This is a genomic window from Bacteroides sp. D55t1_190419_B8 (assembly GCF_015558905.1).
GTDB classification, from domain to species: domain Bacteria; phylum Bacteroidota; class Bacteroidia; order Bacteroidales; family Bacteroidaceae; genus Bacteroides; species Bacteroides vicugnae.
Map to the genome: position 1 here is coordinate 198,843 of NZ_JADMOU010000008.1, position 16,005 is coordinate 214,847.

Consider the following 16,005-nt stretch of genomic DNA (forward strand, 5'->3'; position numbering starts at 1 on the left):
ATGGATATACAAGAAGAAAAAATCTTTGATAACGACAAGATTGAAAGTTCTTATGTTAATCTTCTTGAGAATTGCGACGAGGTTTCAGTAGATGAATACATGGAAACTTATAAGAGTCGTATCTCCCAAGAGAGTGAAGCTCTATTTGTTAGAGAATTCCTTTTCCCAATTTTGGGAACCCGGAAAATGAAATATGTTGTTCCGCAGTATCCTTTCTTGGATTCTTCGGGACGATCACGTCGTATAGATTTTGGCGTATTATACAATGGCAAGAAATTAGCTCTTGAGGTCAATGGGGAGAGTTATCATGCTGAAGGTATTATCCCTGGTGAGCAATTTGATGATAATTTGAATCGTCAAAACGAAATACTAAGTGCAGGTTGGTTTCTGTTACGATTTTCCTATAATCAGTTAAAAGATCCAAGGTGGAGACAAAAGGTTTCTCATGACCTCTTTTCTCTACTACGCAAACATATACCCGAGATTTTGTCCGAAAAATCAATAGAGCCTAATTACCTTCAGCAACAAGTCCTGTCCGCTTTAGATTTTTATAGAAAAGGTGGTCACAAAAAGGGTGTTGTAATCCTTCCAACAGGAACAGGTAAAACATATCTGTCTGCTTTTGATACTTTAAACGCGCAGGGACGTATACTTTTCATCGTACATAAACTAGACATCTTGAGTCAATCAAGAGAGTCATACGAGAAAATCTATACTACCGCAAAGTTAGGATTATTGACTGGCGAAGCAAGAGAGCATGTCCATGATAGTAAAGTATTATTTGCGTCAAAAGATACTCTAAGGAACTGTTTTACAGATTTCGAACCAAATGAGTTTGACTATATTGTCATTGATGAAGTTCATCATGGTCAGGCTCCAACATATCAGTCAATTCTAAATTATTTCAAGCCAAATGTATTCATGCTTGGCTTAACTGCTACTCCAGATAGAGCTGACCGTAAGGATATATTCCAACTCTTTGATTATAACAAGGTGTTTGAATATACCCTTAATGATGCCATAGATAATGGTTTCTTAGTTCCATACACTTATTATGGACTAACGGATAACATAGATTATTCTAACATTCGTTACAATGGTAATAAGTACAAAGTTGAGGATCTTGACCGAGCCTTGATTATTCCAGAGCGTAACGAAAGAATTTTTGAAGAGTATATCAAAAAAGGCAACTGTAATAAAGCTTTGGGATTCTGCTGTTCAATCAAGCATGCTAATGAAATGGCAGAACTATTTAACTTAAAAGGTATTCCTGCCGTAGCAATTACTTCGGAAACTCCAGATCGTGAAAAGGTAATTAAAGACTTTAGGCAGAATGTTTATACTGTTGCTTTTACTGTTGATCTATTCAATGAAGGAATTGACTTTCCTGACTTAAGAGTTTTGTTATTCCTGCGCCCAACAGAATCAAAAACAATTTTCACTCAGCAATTGGGACGTGGCTTGAGATTATGTGGTGGTAAAGGAAATGTTGTTGTTATTGATTTTATCGGTAATTACAAAAAAGCAAATCTTATCAGGAAAATTCTTTCTGGAGGTAAATCTACAGAAAAGAAAAATGCGCAAGGTCGAATAGAAAAGGTTAAGTATCAGTATTCTCCTAAATGCGAAGTATTCTTCGATGAAGAAGTAGAACAAATTCTTGATAATCAAGACAAGGCAGATCGAGAAATAACTCGTGAGGATCTTATCGCTGCTTATTGGGATTTAACAGAAAAGCTGAAAAGAAGACCTTCAACAGAAGATGTCAATAATGAAGGTGAGTTCAAGGTTGCAAGATATGTCAGCGAATTTGGCAGTTGGGTTAAATTCCTTAAAGAAATAGGTGAACTGACAGAGTCTTCGTACCATTTTCCGCAAGGTACTCATCTTGGTCATTTGATGTATATTCTAAAAGTTGTTGGAGATGGCTCTATTGAAAATAGCCGAATAGCCCCAGAACATGTTAGATTTGAAAAAACTGAAAATGACAAAGAACCATTGACTACTTTCCAGCGACAAACTAAATACAAGTTACAGGCAGCAATGGAATTAGGATTGTTAGTAGATTTTAGGTCTGACGCATCTGCAGGAGTTAAAATTCTATTAACTCCTGAGGGGTTGAGCCTATATAATATCCTCCTTCCTTTACTCAATGAGATTGATATGAGCTTTAAGGAAGGAGGCAAGGCTGAGATAAGCTGGGCAATGAACAACGAAAGCACAATCAATGCTACTATTGGATCATTCCTTAACAAGAAACCTGCTGCTAAGACATTAATGTCAAGATTATTGTTAAGAGCTGATGCTATTTCTCTTCTTCTTCGTTACCTGTATGGAGTGGCTAAAAGTTCTCAGTTAAGCAAAAACAAAGTATATACGGAGTTTTTTGCATGTCCTTTTGTGGCTCGTTATTGTGAGATTAAAGGAATTGAAGTGCCTACAGAAGAAGGTGCGAAACACAGAATTCCATTCCTCTTTAACATACTTGAAACCTTTGGAATAATTGAACAGGGGCGTTCCGATATTACGGTCAAGTATTTCTTCCCAACTTACGATTTGATTAAATTTGAAGAGGGAGAAGATGAAGCTGTTGTTGAACAAAGAATTACCGACTTGGTGGAGGGAACTCTTTCTGATGACGACATGTCCATGTTGCGTGAAAATTTCGGTGCCGAATTTGGTTCCAATAAATACTACCTTCCAATTCATAGATAATATGGCCAACAAATCTCATCATAACAACGGTCTAAGAACTCTCGTCAAGCAAAAGCGTGATGGAGTAGAACATAGTACTGTAGTGCATGTAAAAGAGTTTGATAAAACTTTTCATGCACTGTATATACAGGATGCTGTCAAGTTTTTGAAGACTTTGCCTGACTCTTCTGTCCAATTAGTATTGATAGATCCACCCTATAACCTTGATTTAGAATATTGGGATAACTATCCGAACTATCTGGAATGGGCAAAACAATGGATTGATGAGATTTATCGCGTTATGTCCGAAAACGGCAACTGCGTCATTTTTGGAGGATTTCAATTTCAAGATCTTAAGCAAGGTGATTTGTTAGAAATCCTTCATTATACTCGTCACAATACCAAATTAAGACTAATCAACTTAATAATATGGTATTATAAAAATGGGATGAGTGCGCATCGCTATTTTGCAAATCGTCACGAAGAAGCAATATGGCTATCTAAGACAAAAAAATATTTCTTTGACCTTGATGCCGTTAGGGTTCCATATGATGAAGAAGCAAAGAAAGCAGCATTGAAAGATAAAAGATTGAATCCTGAAAGTGTCGAAAAAGGAAAGAATCCGACTAATGTTTGGGAAATTGGTAGATTGAATGGAAATTCATCCGAACGAGTTGGCCACCCAACTCAAAAACCTACAGAGATTATTCGAAGATTGGTAAAATCTCTATCTTATGAAGGGGCTCTTGTTTTGGACTTCTTTGCAGGTTCTGGAACAACAGGACGGGTATGTATTGAAGAAAATAGACATTCAATTATGGTAGATGCAGACGAATCTTTAACAGGATATTTCCACAAGCATCTTGAGAAAGCAGACTTATCCAAGTCAAAACCTTTCGAAATTATTGAAAATCCATCGTTAGATGATTTTCTTAACAAGGTTAAAATAATGTAAATTTGAAATTATGTTTTTCCAGTCAAAAGATAATAAATTTACCCTTTATCAAGGAAACTCGGAACACATATTAGGTCAATTAGAAGAACAAGTTGACATGATATTTGCAGACCCACCATATTTTTTGTCTAATGGAGGGAAAAAAATACAAGGAAGACGAATTGTATCTGTTGACAAGGGAGATTGGGATAAGGCCGAATCAATAGATTACATCGATCAATTCAATCAAGAATGGATAGATTCATGTAAGCCATTGTTGAAAGATAATGGAACAATTTGGGTCTGTGGTACATTCCATAATATATATTCTGTTAAAAAATGCTTAAACAATGCAGGATTCCAGATTATTAACATTATTACATGGCAGAAATCTGACCCAACTCCTACATGGGGAGAACTGCATTTCAACTTTTCTTCTGAGTATATTATTTGGGCAAGAAAAAATCCGAAATCAAAACATTACTTCAACTATGAGTTAATGAAAGAACTCAATGGAGGTGTTTTAATGCCTGATGTTTGGAAATTGCCAACTGTTGGTATGTGGGAAAAAACATGCGGAAAGCATCCCACACAAAAACCTTTACGTCTTTTATATCGTATTATTCTAGCATCGACCAGAATTGGCGAAATTATACTTGACCCATTTGCAGGTAGTTGCACAACAGGAATAGCTGCTAATCTCTTAGGTCGCAAATTCATCGGAATTGACCAAAACGAAGATTTCCTAAATTTGGGAAAGCGAAGAAAGATTGATATAGAAGCCCCATCACGCTCTATAGAAATGCAGAAACGCATTGCCGAAAATCCAGAAGAGGTAACAGTCATGGTAAATCATGCAAGGCGAGAAACAAAAGCAAAAATGATAGAGACTGGTATTTGTTATCTTCGTGCGGGGGAATCAAATGGTTCTTTATGTGTAACACTTGGATTTGAAAGGATGGAATATGTATTACTTCATACAGGTGGGGAGGATTGCCAACTTTTTAAATTAAAACAAAAAGGGAGCTTCCAAATATGGACAAAAGAGACATTGGAAAGTCATGGTTTCACTCCTGCACACGCAACTTACTATATCGTGCTAAAGTTTGATAATACTTCTAGTCCAAAGTTTAAGGTTCCAAATAATTTGAAAGAAAGAATCAATACTTATAGAGCCAAGGTGAGACCACTTAGTGATTTCCTTGATTTCAATAACTTATAGAATTAAATTATGGCAAAAAAAAATCAATCATCGAGATTGACAACCCAACATAAAGAAAGTCAAGGTGTTGTAGGCATCTTTGGTGTAGAAGCCAAAATGCATGATAAAGCAACTGGAGAAATTCAATATGCAGTTTTAGGTGCATTGGAAGAAAAATATCCACAGTTAAGTTTCAGATACCGTCAAAGTGTCGAAAAAAAAGAGATTAATGAGAAGCTACAAGAGATAGATCCATATCTTGGACAAACATTATTTGTTGAAAATGCAAGTATAATCCCTGACGGAGGAATTATTGAAGTCAAAGATGATAACAATAATTGGCGAGTAATTCTGGTATCAGAGGCAAAACACCAAGGAAAAGACATTGAAAACATTGAGAAGGGTGAACTTGTGGGTACGAAGAAGGATCAAGACCTTATGGCTGCAGGAAACGCTATAGAACGATCACATAAGAACATATCAGAAATAGCGAACATGATGCTTGGAGAGTCACACTTTCCTTATGTATTATTCCTTGAAGGTTCGAATTTCTTAACTGAAACCATAAAAGTTACTCGACCTGATGGAAGAGTGGTTGTCTTAGAATATAACTCAGGTATGCTTAATAGGTTAGATCGCTTAACGGCAGCTAATTATGGTATGCCTATAAACACCAATCTGTGCAAAAATAGATTTGTTAAGCATGAAGACAAAACAATTATGTTACAAGCCGCTTCAATTTACACTCAGGGCAATGGAAGAAGCTGGGATGGTGTTAAGATGTTTGAAATCATGTTTGAAATCGCAGAGACTTCCCTTCGAATGTTAGGAAGAGACTTATGGAATCAAATAAATAAATAACTATGGCAAGACAAGCAACAAATAAACTTCTACAAAAGGCTAAAAAATCCAAGAGTGATGAATTCTATACACAGCTTTGTGATATAGAAAGTGAGTTGCAGTATTACCCAAATTGCTTTATAAATAAAGTTGTGTACTGCAACTGCGATGACCCACAGGTTAGCAATTTCTTTCGTTATTTCAGAGACAACTTTCAAAGATTAGGACTTAGAAAACTAATTGCCTCTTGTTATAGAGAAGTAGAGAATAACTTGCAAGCAAACCAAAATGCATATTACTGTGAATATGAAGGTGATAACATTCCAATGCACATAACTCTATTTGCTGGGAATGGCGATTTTAGGAGTGCTGAATGTATTGCTTTGCTTCAGCAAGCAGATGTTGTTGTGACAAACCCTCCATTTTCTTTGTTCAGAGAGTTTGTTACACAGATTGTGCATTATAATAAACAGTTCTTAGTTATAGGTAATGTAAATGCAATAACCTACAAAGAGATATTTGACCTTATACAGAAGAATAAAGCATGGTTGGGTGTTAACCTAGGAAGAGGAATCTCTGGTTTCATAGTACCAGAACACTACGATTTGTATGGTACAGAAGTAAGAATAAATGAAGACGGTCAAAGAATTATTTCCACCAATGGGTGCCTTTGGCTTACCAACTTAGAACTAAACCTAAGGCATAAAGATATTGATCTCGTAAAGGAGTATATTGGAAACGAAGACAAATATCCGAAATACGACAATTATGACGGTATAAATGTAAACCGCACACAAGATATACCCAGAGACTATGCGGGCCTAATGGGTGTACCTATCACATTTTTACATAAATACAACCCCGATCAATTCGAGATTGTCAGATTTAGGAAGGGGGATGATGATAAAGATCTTAGGATAAATGGCAAATGTCCGTATTTTAGAATACTTATTAAGAACAAAAGAAATATATAATATGTTGACAACCTGTTCTTGACATGGAAGAACATAAAACTTCCATGACATTTTGAGGAATCAGTATAATCTGCATACTTTAAGTGAAACAAGATGGAAAAAAAGATAAATGCACAAGCATTGATTAGAATACTTAAGGAGCATGGTATAACCTCATTATATCATTTCACTGATAGAAAGAATCTGGAATCTATAATTCAGCATGGCGGTCTTTATTCTTGGATGGATTGTTTAGAACAAGGGATTGATATACCATATCCTGGAGGAGATAGTCTGTCACGTGTGTTGGATGAAAAGAATGGATTGGAATACTTTGTGCACACAACATCCAATGATGTATCAAGCTAAAAATGAGGGAAGAATGGAAGATCCTGTTATATTAGAAATTGATACAGACGTTATTACATGGAAAGATACAAGATTCTCAGACAAAAACTCCGTGAGAAACGATACACAGCACGGTTCAAGTCTAGAAGATTTCGTAAATATTCATTTTGACACGACACAGTTCGGTAATCATTTTGACTTGGATGATTCTGAAATGCCATTCTATCAAGCATGTAACGGACAAAGCAGGAATAGCGAAGAATAAGGAATAGGGAAACAAGCCTATAATATTAAGCTTCAGATCACCTAATATTAAATAATTCCAAAGTGTTTCAGCGCCTTACAAAGCCCGTCATTCTCCACCGTATCAGTAACAAAATTGGCTGAAGCCTTGACTATCTCCGATGCATTTCCCATCGCCACTCCGATTCCGGCAGCTTTCAACATAGGAATATCATTACCACCATCACCGCAAGCCATTATTTCCGTCATTCCGATCCCATAATAATCAGCAAATACCGAAAGCCCGGTTGCCTTACTTATTCCTGCCACATTCACGTCAGCAAATAAAGGATGCCAGCGTGACAAGGAAAGATTAGGCAGAAACGGCATCACTTTTTGTTCCATCTCATCATCGATATAAAAACAAAGCTGACAGCACTCTTTCTTTTCAAACAGATCTTCAATGTCTACAACGGCCGGAATAGGGTGTTCCACGATTTTAGCAATCTGTTCGACAGTCGGAGTCAGACGATTGACAAACACACCTTCATCCAATTCAATAGCGACTGCAAAATCAAAGGTCTTTGCTATTTCCATGGCTTTCTTAAAATCATCTTTCGGAATAAGGTGCTTTCTTATCACAGTACCATCCCGCAAAACACAGTCGGCTCCATTCAACGCGATAACTCCGTCATACGGAACATCAGCTATTTCATGAAGGTCGCCCGCCGCTCTACCGGTAGCAATGGCTATTCGAATTCCACCGTCATGAATCTTCCTAAGGGCATCAACAGAGGATGGCAACACTTTATGAGTTTCAAAACTTACCAATGTTCCATCCACATCAAGCATGATCGCTTTTATCATAACATTTATATCTTTATTCATTCTTCGACAAATTAAGGGAAGCAAATCGACTATCCTCGACTGATAATCAGAGCAGTCAATTAACCAGTGACAAAGTTACTGAAAAAATTCCCATAACAAATACAGACCTCCAACACATAAAATAAAAAAGGCAAAAGGATCTCGTTTCCTTTTGCCCTATACCTATTGATACCAACTGAAAATTGATAGTAAACGTTAGCGGAAGTCCTTCAACTCTTCCTGCAATTTCTGACGGGTAAAGAATATGCGGCTCTTTACAGTACCTAACGGAAGATTCAACTTTTCTGCAATCTCACGGTACTTGAATCCTGAAACGTGCATAGCAAACGGAACTCTGTATTCTTTCGGCAGAGCATTGACTACACGGCGCATTTCCTTTAAATCGTAAGCTCTTTCCGTACTTTCAAAACCTGAATCCTGCGGCAGGTTTAGGTGATAAAGGTTCTCAGTCTGATCGACAAATGTCTGGTCGCGCACTACTTTGCGGTAATTATTAATAAAGATGTTCCGCATTATCGTATACATCCATCCTTTGAAATTTGTGTCGGGAGTATATTTATCTTCGTTATCCAATGCTTTTAATGAGGTTTCCTGCAACAAATCGTTTGCTTCTTCACGATCGGTCGTCAGTTTATATGCAAAACGGAGTAATTCATCCTGTACTCCTATCAGATCTTTCTTGAAGCTTAAACTTTTCATATACGTTATTTTTTTAATTGTGAGTATTCGTTATCATTATTTTGATGCTGCAAGTTTACGGGTTTTCAACAAATGTGACAGGTGAAGAACAGACATTGTTTAGGGGAAAATCTATCGGCTGATAGAATTTAGGTCATTTCTGATAGTATTCAGGTGGTTTTGAGACTGTCTTTATAGCGAAAATCCCATTTTGAAGCCACACCTGACTCAAAATGGGATAACACAAACAAAACAAACAATATTAGCGATTTTCACAAACAGCTGTCTTTTTCATCTTTAAAAATTCATAAGACTTAATTTAGAATCTGTTGCTAGAACATTCTAATTGTGGGCACAAAAATATTATTTTCTGGCAAAAAGAAACGTAGGATTTAAGAATAGTTATAAAGAATAATTGTTTTATGTATAAAAAATTGTGTCTGACTATTAAGAATTATATTTGATATTTGCCATCAAAAGAGACATAAATGCTTCATTTGATGATATTTTATAATATCAGCATTCCAAAGCGATGTAAATTCTCCTACTTCTTTTTTTCACTAAGAATTAATTTCTATATTTGGAGAATATACAACCAAATTCCGATTTATTATCTATGACTGATACCATCTCTTACCAATATGCAGCTCCTTCCGCCCTGCAACGGTCGGCCAATCAGGACGAACTGTTTCTTGCCAAATACAGCGAAATAGAAAAGAAAGAAGCACCTTGTTTCTTTTGGGGAAAGTTGACACAACCCTACATGACAGCACGCTGCCTCATCGCATTATCCAACGTTGTGCAATCCAGTTTCAATCTGACACCGGCACAGCTTGCCATGCTGAAAGATCCGATTGTAACCGCAGGAAATGACCGCCTACGCTTTGAAGGATTTTCTAATTGTGCAGGTGTATATGCCAGGGTCGACGTACTTCCTGACGGACACGACGGAGAATTTCCGGAAAACGGGACAACAAACGTAGATTTTAATCCCGGAATGATTTCCGCTTTAGGAGGAATAGGCAGACAAGAGAATGTGGTAATGTCAGTCGGTCCCAAAGAGGTGGGGCTTTATCATAAAGGGGAGAAAGTGATAGAACGGAAAGTACCTCTTCCCGTGAAATGGATAAAAGGACTGACTACGGTACAGATTTATCAATCCGCTGCGGAACAGCTCTACTCCTTCAATCGCATACAAACCTTGCAACTCTTCCAGACTCTTCCGAAAAGTAGCGTGAAATGCGACTATTATTTAGTGATGCGCGGTCAAAAACCCGCCTTTTCACCGGTGAAAAGCATGAATGCCGTCTGCATTGGAGGACTTCATCGCTTACGTCTGCTCGAGCCCTTGCTTCCGTTTGCCGATGAGCTGAAAGTCTTTGCGCATCCCACCATGCAATCTACCATTTGGCAACTTTATTTCGGTCCGGTACGCTTCAGCCTTTCTCTTTCCCGCGAATGTTGGAGAGGATTTTCCGGAGAAGGCGCCGCACTGGAATCCCTGCTCGAAGACGTCCCCGAAAGATGGATAGAGGCAATGGACAAATACAGTTATGCCAACCAACAGTTCAACCCCACTCTTTTTGCCATAGAAGAACATATTGACCTGGATAAGGTGGATTCTCTCTCGGCACGATTGGCAGCAATGGGATTATTGGGATTCGATTTGGATGAAAACAGCTTCTTCTACCGCCGCCTGCCTTTCAAAACCGAACGTATTTTAAGTCTCAATCCTCGAATGATAGCAGCAGAAAAGCTACTGGAAGAAGAGAAAGTAGAAATCATATCGAATGACGAGAAACGGACAGAAGCACGCGTGGCAGGAAGCGGAGGTGTCAGGCATACGGTCATTCTCGACAGAGAAAGTGAGAAAGAGCGTTGCACTTGCACCTGGTTCAGTAGCAATCAGGGAGAACGGGGAGCTTGCAAACATATTCTGGCAGTAAAGAAACTAGTACAATGGAAGAATTAAAAAAAGAACTGGAGAAATTATCCAAAGCTTATGTGGATACTCCGGAGAACGAAGAGAAGATATTAATCCCTTTTGTCAAGAGATTACTGGAGTTACCAATGAAAGAAAGGCGGAAACTGCTGCCGGTTATCCGGGATTTACAATGGATAAAAAGCAAGTTTGCCGGTTTCAGTAGTGAGACAACCTGCAGTGCGGCACGGGCACATTTTCTATCTGCTGTCCAGTTTGTCTGCGCCAACAAACGGGAAATGGATATGGCCTATCATGTGAAGTTTGATACGCTTTGCAAACTGCTCCCGCTTTACTACCCCACCTGGCTGACAGATTTCATCAACGATGACAAAACTTGGTTTAATTTCGATCTCAATTACGAACAGCTGACGCAGCTCATGGATATGGGATACCTCAAAGATATTGCTCCAAGCCGCATTGCACATGTATTCCCCTGGATTACCCGTATCAGAAATAAAGAGCCCAAAAGAAGCGATACTTTCAACAGTGAGTTATTACTCAAGCGGGATATCACCCTGAAAGAACATATCTGGACGATTTTCGAATACGAATCGTCCATCGACTATCAAGATGATTGCGCCAAAGAGGCTTATAAAAAAGGAGTTACCGCACAGGATGAAAGTATCAGTGCTGCCCTCTACCGTTTCTCGCTGGACGGCCATCTGGATAGAGAACGCCTATTAAAAGCCACACTCGCCACTTTTCACCGGAGCTTCAAAAAAGACATGGCAGGATGGTTTGCCGGATTCTTTGAAACTCTACAACCAACTACCGGAGAACTGTTATCCTTGCAAGAAGAGATGATGCAAATATTCACCTCTTCTTATACAAAACCGGTGAATGTGATGTTGCAACAACTGAAAAGTATCGCATCCGAAGAGGGATTCCGTTATCAGGAATTCATCGAACGTGCAGCTCCCCTTTTCTTCTCCAGCCCCAAAAACTCGCTACTTACCATCCATACTATCTTTGAGAAGATCGTTGCACGGCATCCCGAAATGAGAGAAGTCTGCTGCATCACTCTCTGCCAACTGTTCCTGAAGAAGGACGAGAACCTACAAAAGAAAGCCGCCGACTTCATCATAAAATATGGAGACACTTCTTCGTCCAGTCTCCAAGAGACATTACAATCCTATCAGCCGGAGATGTTTCAAAGCGTACAAGCAATACTCATATCTTTCAGAGTACAGTCTGCCGGAATATCAAATGCGACAGACATGAATCTTGAAGAAATCATTCATACCGGAGGAAATATTACAGACGAAACCTCCTTTAACGAGGAGCCGTCTTCGGAAACCGTCCGCATTTGCAGGGAAGACAACCATATTCCCTTTCCTGCCAGCAAAGAAGATTTTCTGTTCCAACTTAGCCGCCTGTTCGATATGGAGGAAAGCTGGGAGATAGAAACAACAGTTGCCGCTATTATCGCCTTCCATCCTCAACTGAACAAAGAAGATTTCGACCGGATGGGACCTGTTTTCCAACGGGCAACCAATATCGTAGCCAACAGTTGGGAACCATACGAGGAGCTTCTGGCTACCTTCCTGTTGGAATATCAACGTCTATGGACACAGACGACAGACACCTCCCGCACAGGATTCTTGAGAAATATGTTCACCCGGCTGGAAGAAAGACTGAAAGGAAGAGATCAAAACAGGGGAGCTTATGACGAGCGTTCTTTCAAACCACTTGCCGACTGGAAACCCGGCTACAGCGACGCAACCTGTTTCACACCCGTCCAACAGTTATGGCTGAATGTAATCCGTCAACTAAAGGAGAATAATACATTGCCCTTACTTTCCACTCCTACCCATACTCCGGCATACATACAGGCCACCGAACTGATACGCCGCCTCGCCGCATATCAGGAAGCAGGCACAAAGCCCTGTCCGTGGGATTTCCAACTAGCGATTGCCCGCTGTGCCATGGAAGGCAAAGAAGAAGCCGTCACCACCGCCCGGCAACTATTGCAAGATGAATACCTCCATCTCTGCCTGTTCTTGTTGGATGAGAACACACAACCCGAACCGCCCTACAACCATCCGACCGGCTGGGTAGCCGCCGGACTGGTAAAAGCACCGGAAACTGAATTCGAAGTATTCAAGTCCTTCGCCTGCTGCACGTTGCCACACAACTATCTGGCAGGAGACTATGGGTGGAACAAATTGAAACCAAAAGAGAAATCATACGAAACGGACAGGCGTCTGCTTGAACTCGATTCCTACAAATGGCACAAATACGTCGAATTCAACAGCCATCAGCTATGGCAGGAACATCTGATTATCAACAGTAAATATAATATAGACGACTCCCGCTACATGGAACCTCTGCTATGTTACTTCCCTAACCGGCCGGAACCGTTGATAGCCCAGATCATCACCTGCTACATGGCTTTCGGCACTCCGCAGGAAGACAGCAAACGCACCCTCACCTGTGCTTTGCGGATGCTCCTTTCTTTCCACTGCCCGCTTCGGGAGATGAGCCTGCTCTTATTAGGCGGCTCACTACTTTTCGTAGACAAGACAGTCCGTTCCTATGCAGCGGAATTATGGGTAGAGGGACTTGCCGCAAGAAGAATAAACAACCGCCGGGTAGGAGAAATCCTGGCTCGCCTCATCACGATGGAGCTTGCTCCGCTAAAGCGCTTCACCACCCAAGTATACGAAAGCATGTACAAACGAAGTACTTTCCACAACCGTCAATTGGAAGAGCTACTCACAGTCTTTATCAGCGGATTGCCTGACAAACCCGTCACCGGACTCAAACAGCTGCTCGAACTCTATCTGGAACTACTGACTATCAACCATAGCAAAGTTACAGACGAACAACTCTTACAACATCTGCAAGAATGGGCAACGAACAGCAACCTGAAGAAGGTGGCAACTTCACTCAGCAATCTATAATGGATTGAAAAGACTTAATCCCTTACTTTATGCCACAGTATTAGTACAATTGTGACAGTAAGATGGTACTACCCGATCACTTAAACAACCAGAATTTAAAGGCAGCTTATTGGAGCTAAAGCCTAAAAGAAGTATCTTTGGCACACTAAATACAAAAGGCTGAATGATCATTCTGAAGTATAGTTTACCCATCCTCTGTCTGCTACTGACAGGATGCTCTTTCCTTTCGAGTCATAAAGAAGAAAAGGAAAGCATCCCCCTCGTAGAATACGAACATACGCCGGAGAATATACAACCGCGCGAAGAATGTTCCACCGTCTCGCCACCGGAGCGAAGCGAAATGGCTCTCTACATGGACTCATTAGGACTCATCAATATAGCTGATCTGGACAGCAGCCTCGTCGTAAAACTAATGTATACACAGGCTGATAATTTCACGGGTGAAGTGCTTTACGACAACTTAACGGAAGCCTACCTGCATCCGGATGCGGCATACGCTCTGATAGAAGCACAAAAAGTATTGAAGAGACTACACCCGTCTTACAGTCTTATCATTTACGATGCGGCACGTCCAATGTCAGTACAGAAAAAGATGTGGAACGTAGTGAAAGGAACGTCCAAATATAAATATGTCTCCAACCCCAACCGTGGAGGCGGATTACACAACTACGGACTGGCAGTAGACATCAGTATCCAAGACTCTCTGGGACAGCCCCTGCCTATGGGAACCAAAGTAGACCATTTAGGCGTGGAAGCACACATCACAGACGAGATCGAGCTGGTACATAATGGAAAAATAAGTGAAACGGAGCGTCAGAACCGGTTACTGCTACGAAAGGTGATGAAAGAGGCCGGATTCCGTGCATTACCCAGCGAATGGTGGCATTTCAATTTTTGCAGCCGGGACGTAGCCAAACAGAAGTATAAGTTAATACCATAACCGACATTCAACAACCCCATAATCAGAGCTCGACGATTCATTGTAATATCCTATAACACAATAACACCATGATGCAAATCTCTCCTGAAACCCAACTTTTTATTCGCGAACATTCATCGGACGATGTACGTGCACTGGCTTTACAAGCTAAAAAGTACCCGGATATAGATATGCCGACTGCCATCACCCAAATTGCAGGAAGGAAGGTAGCGGCCGAAAAGATTCCCTCATGGTGGGAGATGGAAAAGATATGGTATCCGAAACATCTGTCGCTGGAGCAATGCTCTTCAGAAATCACCGCCCGCTACAAAGCACGTCTTTTGCAGGGAGATTCTCTGACCGACCTCACCGGCGGATTCGGCATTGACTGTTCTTTTCTTGCCACCGGATTCAAATCCGCCACTTACGTAGAACGTCAGGAAGAACTCTGCGAAATAGCGGCACATAACTTTCCCGTACTGAATCTAAACCATATAAACATAAGAAACGAAGACGGAGTAGCCTACCTGCAAGCAATGTCCCCCGTAGACTGCCTCTTCCTCGACCCCGCGCGCCGCAATGAGCACGGCGGAAAAACGGTTGCCATCTCCGACTGCGAACCGAATGTAGCCGAACTTGAAGAGCTTTTACTTCATAAAGCCAACCGGGTAATGATCAAACTTTCCCCCATGCTCGATCTTTCGTTGGCACTGAAAGAGCTGAAACATACACAAGAAGTTCACATTCTGTCCGTCAACAACGAATGTAAGGAATTACTAATCTTACTCGGACAAACATCACCGTCAGAAATCTCCATTCATTGCGTGAACCTCTCCACGAAAGGGACTCAAGAAGAACAACACTTTGTATTTACCCGCGAACAGGAGCAATGCAGCGAATGTACGTATACGGATTCTTTAGAAACCTATCTTTACGAACCGAATGCCTCCCTTCTGAAAGCCGGTGCTTTCCGTAGCATTGCAGCAGCTTACCCTGTCCGCAAATTGCATCCCAACAGCCATCTTTATACTTCCGATACTTTCATTGAAAACTTCCCCGGAAGAATATTCCGTATTGTCAACCAGTGCAGTTTCAATAAAAAAGAAGTAAAGGAGAATCTGGCAGACCTGAAAAAAGCAAATGTGACAGTCCGTAACTTCCCCGCCACAGTAGCCGAACTCCGCAAACGAATCCATTTGGCTGAAGGAGGAGATACCTACTTATTTGCCAGCACATTAAATAATGGGCAAAAAGTTCTGATCCGCTGTGAGAAAGTCTGAACTATTTTCTATTTTTGCAAAAAAAGGTGCGACAAGAAGTCGTACAAGTAATTGTTCAGCATAATGTCTGAACCTGTTGTTCCATCAACAGTAGCCTAAAGAGGCGTGCTTTACGAGTAATTGTTTGGTGCGAAGCCCTCTTGACAATATGGTTCTATGCA

The 16,005-nt window shown here is 40.4% G+C and carries 13 protein-coding genes; 11 read left to right on the plus strand and 2 right to left on the minus strand.

All coding sequences use genetic code 11. The features are described from left to right. The 7 genes from I2I13_RS10005 to I2I13_RS24635 all read left to right on the plus strand — a co-directional run bounded on the left by I2I13_RS10005 (position 1) and on the right by I2I13_RS24635 (position 7,235). Positions 1-2,715, plus strand: coding sequence for a DEAD/DEAH box helicase family protein (locus tag I2I13_RS10005; RefSeq protein ID WP_195532068.1), 2,715 nt, complete (start codon positions 1-3; stop codon positions 2,713-2,715). A 1-nt stretch (position 2,716) separates the two neighbouring features. Beyond that, entirely contained in the window at positions 2,717-3,649 is a 933-nt protein-coding gene (locus I2I13_RS10010; protein WP_195649393.1) for a site-specific DNA-methyltransferase, read from the plus strand. Between the two features lie 10 nt (positions 3,650-3,659). Continuing rightward, on the plus strand, positions 3,660-4,850 hold the full coding sequence (locus tag I2I13_RS10015; protein ID WP_195649394.1) for a site-specific DNA-methyltransferase: 1,191 nt from the start codon (positions 3,660-3,662) through the stop codon (positions 4,848-4,850). Between the two features lie 9 nt (positions 4,851-4,859). Further along, entirely contained in the window at positions 4,860-5,690 is an 831-nt protein-coding gene (locus I2I13_RS10020) for an EcoRI family type II restriction endonuclease (RefSeq protein WP_195532071.1), read from the plus strand. Positions 5,691-5,692: 2 nt separating this feature from the next. After that, the gene (locus I2I13_RS10025) at positions 5,693-6,643 is read left to right on the plus strand and encodes an adenine-specific methyltransferase EcoRI family protein (RefSeq protein ID WP_195649395.1); all 951 of its coding nucleotides are present in this window, start codon (positions 5,693-5,695) and stop codon (positions 6,641-6,643) included. Between the two features lie 93 nt (positions 6,644-6,736). After that, positions 6,737-6,991 (plus strand): DarT ssDNA thymidine ADP-ribosyltransferase family protein, encoded by a 255-nt coding sequence (locus I2I13_RS24630; protein WP_195649396.1) that lies wholly within the window; start codon positions 6,737-6,739, stop codon positions 6,989-6,991. Between the two features lie 13 nt (positions 6,992-7,004). Continuing rightward, positions 7,005-7,235 (plus strand): DarT ssDNA thymidine ADP-ribosyltransferase family protein, encoded by a 231-nt coding sequence (locus I2I13_RS24635; protein WP_255518813.1) that lies wholly within the window; start codon positions 7,005-7,007, stop codon positions 7,233-7,235. Positions 7,236-7,282: 47 nt separating this feature from the next. On the opposite strand, the gene I2I13_RS10040 is transcribed toward I2I13_RS24635, so the two are convergent. Beyond that, entirely contained in the window at positions 7,283-8,059 is a 777-nt protein-coding gene (locus I2I13_RS10040) for a Cof-type HAD-IIB family hydrolase (protein ID WP_195649398.1), read from the minus strand. 216 nt (positions 8,060-8,275) lie between these two features. After that, on the minus strand, positions 8,276-8,779 hold the full coding sequence (locus I2I13_RS10045; protein ID WP_148365742.1) for an RNA polymerase sigma factor: 504 nt from the start codon (positions 8,777-8,779) through the stop codon (positions 8,276-8,278). A gap of 595 nt (positions 8,780-9,374) precedes the next feature. Here I2I13_RS10045 and I2I13_RS10050 point away from each other — a divergent pair. The 4 genes from I2I13_RS10050 (at position 9,375) to I2I13_RS10065 (ending at position 15,844) form a co-directional block, all read left to right on the plus strand. Further along, entirely contained in the window at positions 9,375-10,730 is a 1,356-nt protein-coding gene (locus I2I13_RS10050; protein WP_195649399.1) for an SWIM zinc finger family protein, read from the plus strand. Next, complete coding sequence (locus I2I13_RS10055) at positions 10,718-13,645, plus strand: DUF6493 family protein (protein ID WP_195649400.1); 2,928 nt, start codon at positions 10,718-10,720, stop codon at positions 13,643-13,645. The genes I2I13_RS10050 and I2I13_RS10055 overlap by 13 nt, the downstream gene beginning before the upstream one ends. A 163-nt stretch (positions 13,646-13,808) precedes the next feature. Next, positions 13,809-14,585, plus strand: coding sequence for a M15 family metallopeptidase (locus I2I13_RS10060; protein WP_195649401.1), 777 nt, complete (start codon positions 13,809-13,811; stop codon positions 14,583-14,585). Between the two features lie 68 nt (positions 14,586-14,653). After that, on the plus strand, positions 14,654-15,844 hold the full coding sequence (locus I2I13_RS10065) for an SAM-dependent methyltransferase (RefSeq protein ID WP_195649402.1): 1,191 nt from the start codon (positions 14,654-14,656) through the stop codon (positions 15,842-15,844). The last annotated feature ends 161 nt before the right edge of the window (positions 15,845-16,005 follow it).

Excerpts from the sequence above, each read along its gene's own strand:
- I2I13_RS10025 (WP_195649395.1), top strand. The coding sequence starts at position 5,693 with ATGGCAAGACAAGCAACAAATAAACTTCTACAAAAGGCTAAAAAATCC.
- I2I13_RS24635 (WP_255518813.1), top strand. The coding sequence starts at position 7,005 with ATGGAAGATCCTGTTATATTAGAAATTGATACAGACGTTATTACATGG.
- I2I13_RS10050 (WP_195649399.1), top strand. The coding sequence starts at position 9,375 with ATGACTGATACCATCTCTTACCAATATGCAGCTCCTTCCGCCCTGCAA.
- I2I13_RS10060 (WP_195649401.1), top strand. The coding sequence starts at position 13,809 with ATGATCATTCTGAAGTATAGTTTACCCATCCTCTGTCTGCTACTGACA.
- I2I13_RS10065 (WP_195649402.1), top strand. The coding sequence starts at position 14,654 with ATGATGCAAATCTCTCCTGAAACCCAACTTTTTATTCGCGAACATTCA.
- I2I13_RS10020 (WP_195532071.1), top strand. The coding sequence starts at position 4,860 with ATGGCAAAAAAAAATCAATCATCGAGATTGACAACCCAACATAAAGAA.
- I2I13_RS24630 (WP_195649396.1), top strand. The coding sequence starts at position 6,737 with ATGGAAAAAAAGATAAATGCACAAGCATTGATTAGAATACTTAAGGAG.
- I2I13_RS10045 (WP_148365742.1), bottom strand. The coding sequence starts at position 8,779 with ATGAAAAGTTTAAGCTTCAAGAAAGATCTGATAGGAGTACAGGATGAA.
- I2I13_RS10040 (WP_195649398.1), bottom strand. The coding sequence starts at position 8,059 with ATGATAAAAGCGATCATGCTTGATGTGGATGGAACATTGGTAAGTTTT.
- I2I13_RS10005 (WP_195532068.1), top strand. The coding sequence starts at position 1 with ATGGATATACAAGAAGAAAAAATCTTTGATAACGACAAGATTGAAAGT.
- I2I13_RS10015 (WP_195649394.1), top strand. The coding sequence starts at position 3,660 with ATGTTTTTCCAGTCAAAAGATAATAAATTTACCCTTTATCAAGGAAAC.
- I2I13_RS10055 (WP_195649400.1), top strand. The coding sequence starts at position 10,718 with ATGGAAGAATTAAAAAAAGAACTGGAGAAATTATCCAAAGCTTATGTG.
- I2I13_RS10010 (WP_195649393.1), top strand. The coding sequence starts at position 2,717 with ATGGCCAACAAATCTCATCATAACAACGGTCTAAGAACTCTCGTCAAG.